The organism is Methylobacter sp. (assembly GCF_030680395.1).
Classification (GTDB): domain Bacteria; phylum Pseudomonadota; class Gammaproteobacteria; order Methylococcales; family Methylomonadaceae; genus Methylobacter_A.
In genome coordinates this window covers 23,516-36,729 of the sequence record NZ_JAUXVR010000048.1, presented here as the reverse complement: position 1 = coordinate 36,729, position 13,214 = coordinate 23,516, and the positions used below count along the sequence as shown (strand labels likewise).

Annotated in this window: 9 protein-coding genes; 3 read left to right on the top strand and 6 right to left on the bottom strand. The window is 49.9% G+C overall.

Annotated features, from left to right (window positions below; translation table 11 throughout):
• Positions 1 to 2 precede the first annotated feature (2 nt).
• The 3 genes from hsdR to Q8L79_RS19780 all read right to left on the bottom strand — a co-directional run bounded on the left by hsdR (position 3) and on the right by Q8L79_RS19780 (position 6,399).
• Positions 3 to 3,476, bottom strand: a complete 3,474-nt coding sequence (gene hsdR / locus Q8L79_RS19790) for a type I restriction-modification system endonuclease (protein ID WP_305274424.1) — start codon at positions 3,474 to 3,476, stop codon at positions 3 to 5.
• A gap of 477 nt (positions 3,477 to 3,953) precedes the next feature.
• Positions 3,954 to 4,952, bottom strand: coding sequence for a DUF4105 domain-containing protein (locus tag Q8L79_RS19785; protein ID WP_305274423.1), 999 nt, complete (start codon positions 4,950 to 4,952; stop codon positions 3,954 to 3,956).
• A 76-nt stretch (positions 4,953 to 5,028) separates the two neighbouring features.
• Positions 5,029 to 6,399, bottom strand: coding sequence for a carbohydrate porin (locus Q8L79_RS19780; RefSeq protein ID WP_305274422.1), 1,371 nt, complete (start codon positions 6,397 to 6,399; stop codon positions 5,029 to 5,031).
• A 612-nt stretch (positions 6,400 to 7,011) separates the two neighbouring features.
• Here Q8L79_RS19780 and Q8L79_RS19775 point away from each other — a divergent pair.
• Both Q8L79_RS19775 and Q8L79_RS19770 read left to right on the top strand, forming a co-directional pair.
• Positions 7,012 to 8,871, top strand: a complete 1,860-nt coding sequence (locus Q8L79_RS19775; RefSeq protein ID WP_305274421.1) for a PAS domain-containing sensor histidine kinase — start codon at positions 7,012 to 7,014, stop codon at positions 8,869 to 8,871.
• The gene (locus Q8L79_RS19770; RefSeq protein WP_305274420.1) at positions 8,868 to 9,509 is read left to right on the top strand and encodes a response regulator transcription factor; all 642 of its coding nucleotides are present in this window, start codon (positions 8,868 to 8,870) and stop codon (positions 9,507 to 9,509) included. Before Q8L79_RS19775 ends, Q8L79_RS19770 begins: the two co-directional genes overlap by 4 nt.
• A gap of 59 nt (positions 9,510 to 9,568) precedes the next feature.
• Here Q8L79_RS19770 and Q8L79_RS19765 read toward each other — a convergent pair whose 3' ends face one another.
• A complete protein-coding gene (locus Q8L79_RS19765; RefSeq protein WP_305274419.1) occupies positions 9,569 to 9,961 on the bottom strand; it encodes an STAS/SEC14 domain-containing protein in 393 nt (130 codons plus the stop codon).
• Here Q8L79_RS19765 and Q8L79_RS19760 point away from each other — a divergent pair.
• Positions 9,955 to 10,212: a hypothetical protein gene (locus Q8L79_RS19760; RefSeq protein ID WP_305274417.1), complete on the top strand. Its 258-nt coding sequence runs from the start codon at positions 9,955 to 9,957 to the stop codon at positions 10,210 to 10,212. The genes Q8L79_RS19765 and Q8L79_RS19760 overlap by 7 nt on opposite strands.
• A gap of 24 nt (positions 10,213 to 10,236) precedes the next feature.
• On the opposite strand, the gene Q8L79_RS19755 is transcribed toward Q8L79_RS19760, so the two are convergent.
• Together Q8L79_RS19755 and Q8L79_RS19750 are read right to left on the bottom strand one after the other, a co-directional pair.
• Positions 10,237 to 10,635: a response regulator gene (locus Q8L79_RS19755; RefSeq protein WP_305274416.1), complete on the bottom strand. Its 399-nt coding sequence runs from the start codon at positions 10,633 to 10,635 to the stop codon at positions 10,237 to 10,239.
• Between the two features lie 97 nt (positions 10,636 to 10,732).
• Positions 10,733 to 13,177, bottom strand: coding sequence for a tetratricopeptide repeat protein (locus Q8L79_RS19750; protein ID WP_305274415.1), 2,445 nt, complete (start codon positions 13,175 to 13,177; stop codon positions 10,733 to 10,735).
• Between the last annotated feature and the right edge of the window lie 37 nt (positions 13,178 to 13,214).

The following is a 13,214-nucleotide window of genomic DNA, read 5'->3' as shown; positions in this document are numbered from 1 at the left end:
ACTTAAGCGGTGGCTTGCCAGAGATTTTCGCTGAGCGTGTCTATTACCTTTTCCAGGCCGCCGTCGAGCATTGAATCCAGTCTTTTAGCGCCGCCATCCTGGGCAAAGGCACGGTTGATAAAGTGTTGGTCGATGACGACTTCATGGCTCAGTTGTTTGGCAAGACGATCCAGCCATTTGCGTTGAATGGGCGTCCAATTGTGCAACGTGTAGATTTTTTGCATCGCATTGGCAACGCGCTGATCAAAAGGCAACAAGGCTTCGCCCAAAGCGGCTTGGCGTATATAGCCGACAATGCTGGCGGCGATTTCCTGATGGGTTTGGTTGCGCCAGGCACTTTGCAATTTGGCCTCGCTATAGCCGTGCTCATCCAGTAATAAACGCACGTCGCGCAGTTGTTCGCGAGTCAGGTCTTTGGGTTTATTGACGATCACACCTAAGGCAACGGATTGGTTAAGCTGATCACGTATAAAGTGGTTAAAGCTGTCCAAATAATCGGCTGGCTTTTCGTTGACGCCGTAGGTTTGGCTGCGTCCTTTAAATTCATCAGCGCCGTCGTATATGATCGGTAAACAGTCTGACCCCAGCAGGTCGCTCACTTCGTTGAGTTGCTTGAGTAAGCCGCTGTGGCGTTGAACAAAATCACTGGCATTTTTAGGTCCGAGTTGATGCAGATGCTGATGCAATTTGCCGGGTTCTACGCCCCAGAGTGTTTCCAACTCAGCCAGTTTTTGTTTGAGTGGCGGTTTCTTTTCGGCAGCATTGACCGCTTTACGCAATATCCGCATGACTTTTTGGCTGACGGCATCCAGCACATCATGGGCATGGCTGGTGTCTGCCTTATTGCCCGGTGCGGTCAAGCTGGCGGGATCGTTCAACTCTTGCAGCAATTGTTCCAGGGTAACATTAGGATCTTTGACCAAGGGCTTCATCGAGCTGACATCTTGCAGCGCCGCGTAAATATCGACAGGATCGTAGATTTTGAATACGGTTTTGCCGATTTCATCGCAACGGCGGGTGGCGCGCCCCAGCATTTGTTCAAACAGAATACGGGAACGGACCCGGCGTAAAAACACCAGATTACAGATAGGAGGTACATCGATGCCGGTCGTGAGCAGGTCAACCGTTATCGCAATAGAGGGGTATTTTTCGTTTTTGTATTGGCGGATGAGTTGCTGCACTTTATCGCTTTGTCCGGTAATTTTTCGTACCGACGCTTCGTTGTAACCATCCTCGTAAAGCGCTTTGAATGCTTCATCCAACAGGCGCTTGACCATGTCGGCATGTAGGTCGGTGGCACAAAAGATCATGGTTTTTTCGTGACCGAACGGATCGAGTTCTTTTGCCAACTGGGTGCAAATGACTTGGTTAAAACTCTCGGTGATGACGCGACGGTTAAAGGCTTCGACTTCAAAATTGAGTTCGTCATCCAATTCAGCCAGCTCTATTTCACCGGTTTGGGTATTGATAACGCTGACCTGGATGCCTTTATCAAAATGAATGCCGTTTTGGCTGAGCAGGGTTTCGTAGCGGATCGGCGGCTCATGGTCGATCAGCCAGTCGTCGGCTACGGCTTCACGATAACTGTAGGTAAATACCGGTTTGCCGAAAATTTCCGTCGTATGTTTGGCCGGTGTCGCGGTCAGAGCGATTTTGGCGGCATCGAAATAATCCAATACCCGGCGGTAGCTGGATAAGTATTGCGCGACATCGCGTATCGCCAGTTCGCCGTCGGTCATTTCTTGATCGAGCGTGTAACCGCGATGCGCTTCGTCAATAATGATACAGTCATAAGCATCGATATTCGGCGGGCTGTCGGATTGAAAAATCCGCTTGACCATCGCCTGTACGGTCGCCACCTGAATGCGGGTTTCTGCTTCGGCTGCCATATCACCGAGCAAGGCAATGTTGTAAATCTTAGATAGTGTCTGGTTTTGCTCTAGCGGCGCATCGTTAAAAAAGTCTATCGCTTGCTCGCCCAACGCGGTGCGATCCACCAAAAACAAAATGCGTTTAAAGTGCTCCGCTTTTAAAAACCGATACATTAAGCCGATGATGGTGCGGGTTTTACCGGTACCGGTCGCCATCGCCAACAGGCAGTTAGGTTGATTATTGGCTAGTGCGAGCTCTACCGCCTGAATGGCTTTTTGCTGATAATCGCGCAATTTGAGATAAGCAAAACCTTCGTTCTTAAGTAACTGTTGCGCTGCTTGTCGACTACGTTTAAGACTGTCGAGCAAACCTTCGGGGCTATGAAAATCGTGCAAGGGTCGTGGTAAATTAGCAAGCTCCCGCACGTCACGAAACCAAGTGCCGGATTGCTCGGCCAGTTGCTTGACATAAGGACGAGCATTACAGGAATAGACAAACGGAATCTGGTAGTGGCCTGCTTCGCAGTCAGCCCAGGCAATGGTTCTTCCTTCAAGCTGCCAGGCGGGCTGCATGAAGTTGTTTTGTTTAAAACCTCGCGAATAGCGTTCGGCTTGCGGTATTTTTCCGGCGACGTTGATGTTTTCGCGCTTGGCTTCGACAACAGCTATCGGGGTTAATCCGCAAAACAAGACATAATCGGCGGCTTGTTTGCCTTGTGTCGGCCATTCGGCAATGGCTTTGTTTTTACCTTTTTCCGGGCGCGCGCCTTTTTGATAGGTCAGTTGTTCGGTATCGGCTTCCCAGCCGGCAGCAATCAGTTGTTGATCTATCAGGATTCGCGTCAACTCTTCGTTCAGAGACAGTTGAGCGCTGGCTTTTTGTATGCTTGCGCTGATTTGCGACGGAACCTGTTGCCGACTTTCCAACTCTGCCTGCATTGATCTGACCCGGATCTCGAAGGCTTCCCGCTCGTTATTGAGTTGGTTCTCATGGGCCAATGCGAGTTGCTGAAAGTCACGAGCCTCTGTATCCATGTACTCGGCCAGCGTTACATATTCTTGTTTTTCCCGGGCAACCAAAGCTATCAGTTGTTGATTGCTTTCGACCTGTTCATTCGCATCCAGCAGTTTCGCTTTAAGTTGTTCGATCTGCGTATTTAACTCCCGTAGTTGTTGACTGGGATCGGTAGGTGCGACAAAGGGGCCAGGCTTAAAGGCGGTGCCTTGTTGACCAAATGCTTGATGAAACCAGACCGCCAATGTCCTCGCCAAACGCAAACCATCCATGGCCTCTTTGTGTTGGGTTCTGAATTGGTGGGTCGCTTTGTTGCCTTCGATGCGTAGGGTATGGAATAGATCACGAATGGTAGGATCGAGGCGAATTTCACGATTCAATTTAAACAGTAAATCAACTTGTGAGGTTTTTTCGTCGAACTCAATACCACAACGAGCGGCCATATCTTGCGCTAAAGCTTCGCCCAATTGGCGCAGTTTAATTAAGGTGGTGTTAGGATCGGTGGAAAATTGCTGTTCAGCAGAAAAGGCTAACTGAAAGAATATGGGGTCATGTTCTTTTAGAAAGTTGAAATTGCTCTTGTCGTCCATAAATCTCTCTTGGCTTACTAACAGCTCCGTTGTTAACAAATGAGCTCATTCTTAAATTTGATATAAACAGGCTATAGTTCGTAATTTTTAATTGGCGCTCTGTACTCTGTAGTTTAAGTTATCTGTTACCTAAGCCTAACTACCATCATGCTTCTCAATATTAATGCAATTATTTCATTTCGTCATTTAATTGATTGATAATGGCTTTTTTGAATTTAATATAGCCCTAAGGGCTGTAGAAAAAAATATTCATGCTTTTATTATTCCCACTATGTATAAAATTGAGACAGCTATCCATTAATGACCATATTGGCTAATGCCTCATTTTCGGTAGTTAAAAAACCAAGCGACTATCACTCCGGCTCTTGTTAAGAACGAAACCAGTTGTGTTTATCAACGGCGGCATAAGGGTTAACCGTATTAATCGAAGCATTGCCTGAAATTCCAGTCCTGGACCAAGGGAGCTATTTATAGTGGCTATGGCTGCTTAATAGCCACCCGAATGCGCATTGAAAAATCAGATGACTGATCGGCAGCCTGAGCCCGACTATTTATATGAGCTTGCTTCTGTAATTCGGAAAAAGGGATTCGAGAATCAAGCCGCTTGGACTCATACAGGTATTCCGGCACATATCCGCTCAACAGAACTTTCCAGGAAAACGGCAGATGTTCCGGATTGATCCGGGTATTAAACCAGATAGCTGTGGTGCAATTATCCAGTAGCGTTTTGTAGAATACCGGCTCTACATTCAGCTCATTAATCTTTTTCATGTACTCCAAAAATAAGCGTCGGGCGCTTTGTTGGGAGCCCTGTATCCGGTAAAGATAAGCCTCTTCAGGAGGATTCTTGCGGTAGTTAGTGCGCAGGCGAATTACATCGCGCTCATCAGCCACGATGTAAATCAGTTCGTACTGTTTGAAAAAACCTTTGATCGTCGAATAGCCCTCACCCAACTCTTTGCGCGCTTCAATTGAGACAGCCAGATGTTCATTGCCACCGAAATTAAAACTTAGAATGGTATGAGCAATAGCAGACCCCATCCAATAAACGGCAATCAGATCCACCCCTTCCAGTTTGTTTAGATCATAGGTTTTGTTGTAATACGCAGGCTGATAATCAAATTCACTCCGGTAATCAAAATTGCGGATATTGTGCACTGTAACTCTGTCGCCATCGAAAGTAGCGTAGGCCAATTTGGCGACGTCCGGCTGCCATTGCCGTTCATTTGAAGGGCTAATGAAAAGCCACCACGTCAGAATGGCTGCGAACAGGAACGCATAACCCGGCAATATGCGCTTTCGCCAACGCGGAAAACCCAAACTTATCAAAGCTGCCAGGCCGCACAAGCCAAATACCACGGACACACAAGTCTGGACAATGCCAGTGTGGGAGTCACCAAAATAAACAGCAAAAGCTCCCCATAGCGTGGTGATTATCAGGATTAATCCCATCAATATCGTCTTGATAAACTTCACCTTAAAACCCATTGTGCCAACTGATGCTTTACCTTAACAAAAACGCACTCAACTCTTGAAAATGATAACGCTCCGGTTAAAAATTCAGATTCGTTCTCACACCCACAACCCATGCATCTTTCGGTCCTGGCAAGGAACCTGCACCTGCCAACCGGTTAGCCCCGGTCAAGGCCGAATCGATATACTGTACGTCCGCAGTTACATGCAGCCAAGGTGATATAGCGGCATTATAAAATGCTTCAAAACCGGTTTCATCCTGAATTCCCAAGCGGTTGACCACGGGTTCATTGCTTGCGCCCAGCGCATAGCCGCCTATGCCCCAATTGTCATTGGGCCGCCAAGAACCCACGCCGACACCGCCCAAACCGAAAGCGACATTCCATTTGATCGGATTGGGATGACCATCGGATACCCCGGTGCGTATAAAAGGCCCCCATCCCCCCTTCGAATCTCCTTGAATATATTGATGGGCATTATAATAAAGAGCCCAGGTATCGGCGTTGGTCTTGACGGCCTCCCCTGTCCTAATTAGTGACGCAAGATGCGACCGCGAGTCAGCACCGAAATCGAGTTTCTTCCGGTCGAAGCCATAAACGAAACCTGCCGTTTGCTTTCCAGGCAAACCGAAAAGAGTGTGTTTGACTTGCCACTCGGTCACAAAAGTGGTTCCTTTGTCCCGTTCGAAAGGATTATAACCTGCTGTTTCTTCGGCATTTACAAATCCTGCCGTGCCAATGATATTTTTAGTCGGCAGAAAAATTGCCGTCGCCCCTAATGTCGTTAACAAGGGTACTGCGGCGCCAATGACCGGCGAAAAACGCATCCCTGCATTCATAAAGTGGGAACGGGAGCGCATCGATCCGGCAAATTCATTCTTGTCACCATCCGCCGTGTTAACCAGACCGAATGCCACTCCGAACTGTTTCGACAAAAACTGGGCATAAGTCAATTCAGTGAGCGCCAGTACGTCTTGGTTCGAGTGACCCGGCACGGCTGGAGATAGAGCATCGCCGTTGGTCGGCATCAGTCCGCCTGCGCGAATCCCTACCGAATCGCCGACTCTTCCTTCCCCCCGCACCGTCAGGAAGCCGCCCGGCCAAAGCCCTGCCTTGCCGGTATCCACCTTTAATAACATGTTGAACATGCCATCGCTTTCCGTCTCGTTATTACCCGGTAACAATTCACTGATGCGGTTGCCGGGGAATTGATTTAACAGCGATCCGTCATAGCCGCCGGACGCGACGTGCTGTGTCACATGGGTAGCATCCAAATCCAGCGTCACGCCCTTTTCGGCCATGTCGTTACGAATGCCCCCCCAATCGCCGCTCAGTTTGGACCGCGAAAAAAGATCCCCGGAAAAAGTTGTTTCGTCAGCGGTCTCGTCGCATTGAACGGCATGACTCAATGCCAGTGAACTCAATAATGCAATTTTAATAATCGTACGCATAATTAATGCCTGTTATAAAAATTCTTCGGGAAACCGTTTTCATCTGCTTGTGAACAAAGTTAGAAAGGAAATAAAAATGTTCACACAACAAAATTCGGTTTTTAAATTGCCTATTCCAACTCCAGGAGGAGTGGGATAAAGGCGCTGGATTTTGAAGTACGATGAGTCTATTATTACGGCTAACAAGAAGCCGTCCATATAATTAGGTTTGATAAACTCAAAACTAACAATATATCAGCCGACACGAATGAAATACCCGCACTGGTTTTTGCCAAATCTATGTCCCTTGGCTTTCTCCCATATCAATGGACTTTAAAAGGTTAATAACACAAATAACATTTGAAATTTTACTTACATTTGCAATTCGCCGATATTGGACTTTAGACTAAGTTTTTTGAATGAAAACGCAAAAACCCTTTCCGAACAGATTGTTCCGTATACGCAAAAGAGCGTATTTTTACCAAGCTTCTCGTTTCGGCATGATGATTCAACCGGATAAAACGCTTCAATGACTTATTGGATAACCAGGATGGCACTCCAGCACATTACTTCCCGATTCCGGCATTCAGCCTTGAAAATGAATAGTGATCCAGCAAATTCGAAGGTCATTCAATGAGCTGGATGACTGTGCTATGGTCCATGCCGGCGTCGGCGTCGCTGACCTTCGCGCTGCTGCATCTTTTGGTCTGGGCCAAGGGCATACAGACAAGGGCGAATTTATCCTTCGCGCTCGCCGCCCTCGCTGCCACTGCCTTAACCGGCATGGAATTGATGTCCATGCGAGCGACCTCTACCGAACAAATGGCGATAATTCTACGCTGGGCCCACCTTCCCCTACTCGTTCTTTGGGTAGCAATTTTGTATTTCGTACGTTTTTACTTCGATGCCGGACGAACATGGCTTGCCTGGTCCGCAGCAGGTCTGCGCGTACTCGCGCTAATCCTGAGCTTTACCACGGGCCAAAACTTGTTTTTTAACGAGATCACCGGTCTCAAACATATAGTGTTTTTTGGCGGAGAGACAATCTCCATCCCACAGGGCACGCTCAATCCCTGGTATGTTGTCGGTCCGCTCAGCGCCTTGGCGCTCGCAGCTTTTGTGTTGGATGCCGCGTTCACCATGCGACGCGGCGGGACGGCTACCGGCCGCCGCCGTGCTATTCTATTCAGCGGCAGCATCACGTTTTTCCTGTTGACATCGGTCGGTCATGGAGTGCTGGTGAACGCCGGGCTTATCAATTCGCCCTATATCATCGGCCTTTCCTTCATGCCTATTCTTCTCGCTATGTCCTATGAGCTAAGCTGCGACATGTTGCATGCCGCGCAGCTCGCTCAACAGTTGCAGGCGAGTGAGGCCGAATTGCGCATCAACAAACAACGTATGGATCTTGCGGCGAGCGCAGCGGAATTGAGACTGTGGGAATGGGACATCATACTTGATGAAGTTTGGAGTACGGATAAGGGCCACTTGTTATTCGGTATCGCCGAGTCTCAGAAGATTAGTTTCGTCAGCTTTCTGAACATCCTTCATGATGAGGACCGCGAGCAGGTCAAGCTCGCAGTAGAAAAATCAATGGCAGGGAACGGCGATTATGAGAGCGAATACCGCATTAAGATGCCCGATGGTCAGACGCGCTGGTTTTACTCCCGCGGCCGTATCGAATTCAGCAAAGACAACCAACCACAACGTATGCTGGGTGTTACGATCGATATTACCCGGCGCATACAAGCAGAACTGGCTGAACAACAGCAGCGTAAAGAACTGACGCACCTTTCGCGCGTAACTACGTTAGGCGAATTATCCGGTTCACTGGCGCATGAATTGAGCCAGCCGCTGACGGCCATCCTCTGCAATGCCCAGGCCGCCCAAAACTTCTTAGCGCGCGATAAGGTCGACCTTTCCCAGATTCAAGACATCCTCAAAGACATCATAGCCGAGGACAAGCGTGCCGCCGATATCATGCACCGCATACGCCTGCTGCTCAAGAAATGCGAGATAGAGCAGTTGCCGGTTGATGTGAATAAGGTAGTGCTTGATGTCTTGAAGCTGGTGAGCAGCGATCTGGTGAGTCGCAACATTACCGTACAGGTCGACCTCGACCAAAAACTTCCCGCCGTCATAGGTGATCGTGTACAACTCCAGCAAGCGCTGCTTAACCTGATCATGAACGCCTGTGAAGCAATGACCCATACTCAAGCGAACAATCGCCAGCTGTTCGTCTGTACCGAACTGGCCGGCGTTGGTAATGCCCAAGTGTCCGTCGGCGACTTGGGTCCTGGAATTCCTCCTGAAAACCTGGCAAGCATCTTTGAACCTTTCTTCACTACCAAATTACCCGGCATGGGCTTGGGACTCTCTATTTGCCGCACCATCATCAGCGCCCACGGAGGGCAACTCTGGGCCTCTAACAATACCGGAAGCGGTGCCATCTTTTATTTCACGCTACCGATATTTCCTGGAGAGAGCGCTTGAGCAGAGCCGTCCCCACCGTGCTTGTGGTCGACGACGACCCCGCCGTATTGAAAGCCCTTGCGCGTCTGCTACGTTCGATCGACTTGAACGTAGCCACGTTCGCTTCGCCGCAGGCGTTTCTTGAACAAGTCGAACCGGGCATGCACGGTTGTCTGGTACTTGATGTTGCCATGCCTTGTCTCAATGGCCTTGAGCTTCAACAGGAACTTGTCGCCCGAGACATTGGATTACCGATTATCTTTCTCACCGGCAATGGCGACATTCCGACGAGTGTACAAGCGATGAAACAGGGCGCCGTCGATTTTCTTACCAAACCCGTGGATGACCATGACTTGATCGAAGCCATCCATGCCGCCATCGAAAAGGATTACATGATCCGGCGGGCTCGTGCCGAACTGGCCGAAATCAGAGAGAAGCTGGCGACGCTTACGCTACGTGAGCGGGAAGTTCTGGGCCATGTCGTTGCCGGCAGACTGAACAAGCAAATCGCCGCCGATCTCGGTATCGTGGAAAAAACCATCAAGGTTCATCGCGCCCATCTGATGGCGAAATTAAAAGTCAGGTCAGTAGCCGAATTGGTACACTTGGTCGAACGGGCGGATATTCTGCCCATGACTCCGGATAGAAGGCGACTATAAATTCAACCGGCGTAAGATAAATAGAGATTGAGTAATATCCATCATTCAATTTCAGAATCTTACCCCACTCTAAGGAATATAGACTGAAAGTTTTGTTCGGATAACCAGGCTTTCGCCTCGGAAAATTTTTCCCGTGGAAAGAATTCAATCGCTGTTTTGCGCATTTCTTTGCCGGTAAACATGAAGACTTCATCTTCCCATTTCTCGTCACCGACAAAGGCAAGCTTGGAAATCCTGTGTCCGTCCTCAGCTATAAAGAAAGAATCCTCCCACCCGGACTCCCTACTCCAGCCTTCAAAGCCCTCCAATTCCACTAATATCCGAACTTGTCCGAAGTGATCCAGGCCCGACTTAGCCAGAGCTTGAAGTTCCTGAAAATCATATACAGTCAATTTTCCGCTGAGTTTGATCCAGCTCTCACTATCAAGCGTTTTAACAAGTTGATATGGCATATCTGATCCTCTTTTACCGATTATGGTTGTCCAACAGCCGAATAGACATCCTTGCCCATGAGATCAAGAGGGCCGCCATCCTGCATGTCGCGGTCAGCGAAAGTCGCCACAGCTTCGCCTGTTTTCATGTCTCGCAGACGACCTTCGAACGCGGCTTTACGCTAATTAAATTGGCGACCGGATTTTGCAACTTCAGCGCCAATTCTTCGGAAGCAAACGCTGGAATTCTGCATCATCGTGCGTGTGATTAATGTGGTTTTTCTCATCTTGCTTAATTACTTTTCGATAAGCGGATTGCCCTTTCCAGGTCCGACAGCAAAGGCGACAGCATCGAGCAATACCTGACCGTCAACCGGTTTACGCAAATACGCTGCAATACCGTAATTCATTGCGCGTTCGTAAGTTTCCTCATTGTCATCGCCAGTGACGATAATCACCGGCAACTCCAAGCTCAACAAAGCCACGCGATCTAAAACCGCAAATCCGTTCATGGACATCATGCACAAATCGAGCACCATGCAATCAGGCCGGCCGGTTTCCAGAAAGCGCAGGAAATCGGCGCCGTTAATGAATGTTTTTACCGTAAACCCAGCAGAACGCAACAACCGCTCAAGAGCTTTGCAAACGGACTCTTCATCATCTATGACGGCCAAAACGGCCTTATTAGTATTCATAGTGGAGTCACTTTAGCGGGTTTAGCATGACAGCGATATTAGCCTTTGGTCTAATGTTTACGATAAAAACTATCGGAAATACGACCATCGAAACTGCTTACTGCTTCCTTTCCAATTCCTCCACTAACTGCTTCACTCCGGCATCGTCCGGCAGTGCTTCGGCCGCTTTTCGGGCATAAATAAGTGCGGCTTTGGTATCGCCCGCCTCATGCTGCATTGAAATGAGCGTACTGAGAATATCGAGATCATAGGGCCTGCGCGCATCGGCGGCTTTCAAAGCCGCCAACGCCTCAGACTGCTTCCCTGCTGAATGCAGACCCACGGCATAGACATAAGCGTAGCGGGTGTTGTCGGGAGCAAACTTAACTGCTGCTGCAAGCTCCTGAAGCGCTAGGGATGTATTGCTTTGGCGCACCAACACCAAGCCCAACGCATGATGTAAATCCGCCGCATTCGGCAACAATGCCAAACCTCGGCGCAATTGTTTTTCAGCCTCATCTTCGCGGCCTTGTTGCCGATAGACATCGGCGAGATTGACGTAAGCTCCGACGAACAACGGATCAAGCTTAAGCGCCCTTTCATAAGCTGCGCTTGCGGCATCGGGCCGACCTTGCCGCATCAAAAAACTGCCCTGATTAACATTTTCCGATGGCCAATCGGCATTAATCGCCAAGTAATCCAGATACTCCTTTGTCGCGCTTTTACGGGCGCTAAGCCGGTCAGCAGGAAACTGGTCATCAGGCACATCGGCAAGGATGCGTGCAGCCTCGATACGTACGCCGCGTATCGGATCAACCAGCAGCGGAGCTGCTGACAGTATGCGGTTGACGGGATCAATAGCTTCGATGAGTCCTAGCGCCGAGATACGCACAGAGGGCTCGGCATCCTTTAACAGCAGCCGAGCCGTAGCGATAAATTCGGGACGCATCATCGGCTCTGCGAGTGTCGCCGCAGTGGCGCGAACGATTGCAGGGCTCGCCGGATCTTGGGCGAGTTCGAGCAACGCGGGCATAGCCTTGACGCCCTGCGTTGCCCCTGCGTGCAGTACGGTTCCGTAATGCGGGCGCTGCCGCCAGTTTTTACCGTACCATTTGTCCAGCGCCGAAGCGGCCCATTCGGGCCTGCGGTTTTGGTGGCACTGCGTGCAGGCGTTCGGACTAGCCAAGGACTGCGATAAGTCGGGTCTTGGCAAACGGAAACTATGATCGTGCCTGCCGTCGACAACCATGTAGTTCTGTTCCGGCGCATGACAGTCGATGCACTGCGCGCCTTTTGAATCCTGTTTGTGGAAGTGGTGTTTCGGGTTGTCGAATTCGGCGGCATTATGGCAGCGCGTGCACAAGGCATTGCCTTCGGCGCGCAATTTGAGCGTATGCGGTTCATGACAGTCCAGACAGGTGACGCCATTCTGGAACATCTTGCTCTGACGGAACGAGCCCCAAGTATAATCTTCGTCGCGCTGCTGACCATCCGCATGATAAGTCGGCTGCGTCAACAACGCCGGTCGATGCGAGTCCTCGAGCGGCAAGCCGGGCACACCGCCCTCCGCCAGCGTCGAGCGGCGCGCATGACAGGCCCAGCAGGTATTCATCAGTGCATCGGCGGCTGGCCGGTCGCGCTGTGCGAATCTTGCAGCGCTTGCCGGAAATTTCCACGCTTCACGCCAGCTGCTTTGCAGATTCACCGCCAATCCCTTGCCGCCATCCTTTCCATAAGGCGGCGGGGTCCGTTTAGCCCAGTCGATATGTTGCGAAGCAGGGCCGTGGCAGGATTCGCAAGCCACATTCAATTCATTAAACGTTGTTTTATAACTGTCCGTTGCCGCATTGTAACCTTTTTTAAGATTCGTCGAATGGCATTCGGCGCATTCAAGGTTCCAGTTCTGGTAGCGCCCGGTCCAATGCAATTGATCGCTATGATCGACCTTTTCATGAGGATAAAGATGGAACCAGCGTTGCCCGCCTTCGGATTTCGGGCGGCTGTCCCAAGCGATACCGAGCGCTTGGTAGCGCCCGCCCGGAAATTCGATTAAATATTGTTGCAGCGGCGTAACGCCGAACGTGTACTTGATTTCGTAATCGGCGAGTTTGCCGTCAGGGCCGTCTGTCCGAACCATTAAATGGCCGTCTCGTTTGAAAAACGTGGACTCGACGTCGAAATGATTGAACTTTGCGTTATCGAAATCGCCGAGTACCGTTTGCGCATTCGCTTCCTGCATCGCAAGATCATGGTGTGAACCGGTCCACGCATCGACCTGTTCCTTATGGCATTCAATACACGCCTTCACACCGACATAATCGTTATGAGCTAAGAGAAGCACAACTTCAGGCTTTACTGTGACAGATTCTGTCACTGGCTGTGGCGCTTTGGACGGCGGCATAAAATAAAGCACACCGGCAACCGCCGCCGCGATCATAGGAAAACTCAGGATTATAGTGATCCGGCGCTTTCCGACTGCCGACACACCGTGCGGCGTTTTCAAAGGTACAACCGGCGGTTTGTTGGCGGTCTTGATTGGTTTTGTTGTCCTGCGCCGGCTCATTTTGGGTTCTATCTTGGCTCAATTGTTGGGAAAAAAC

What these genes read in the sequence shown, in the direction of transcription:
- hsdR (WP_305274424.1), bottom strand. Translation starts at nt 3,476, where the DNA reads ATGGACGACAAGAGCAATTTCAACTTTCTAAAAGAACATGACCCCATA.
- Q8L79_RS19780 (WP_305274422.1), bottom strand. Translation starts at nt 6,399, where the DNA reads ATGCGTACGATTATTAAAATTGCATTATTGAGTTCACTGGCATTGAGT.
- Q8L79_RS19775 (WP_305274421.1), top strand. Translation starts at nt 7,012, where the DNA reads ATGAGCTGGATGACTGTGCTATGGTCCATGCCGGCGTCGGCGTCGCTG.
- Q8L79_RS19760 (WP_305274417.1), top strand. Translation starts at nt 9,955, where the DNA reads ATGGCATATCTGATCCTCTTTTACCGATTATGGTTGTCCAACAGCCGA.
- Q8L79_RS19765 (WP_305274419.1), bottom strand. Translation starts at nt 9,961, where the DNA reads ATGCCATATCAACTTGTTAAAACGCTTGATAGTGAGAGCTGGATCAAA.
- Q8L79_RS19755 (WP_305274416.1), bottom strand. Translation starts at nt 10,635, where the DNA reads ATGAATACTAATAAGGCCGTTTTGGCCGTCATAGATGATGAAGAGTCC.
- Q8L79_RS19750 (WP_305274415.1), bottom strand. Translation starts at nt 13,177, where the DNA reads ATGAGCCGGCGCAGGACAACAAAACCAATCAAGACCGCCAACAAACCG.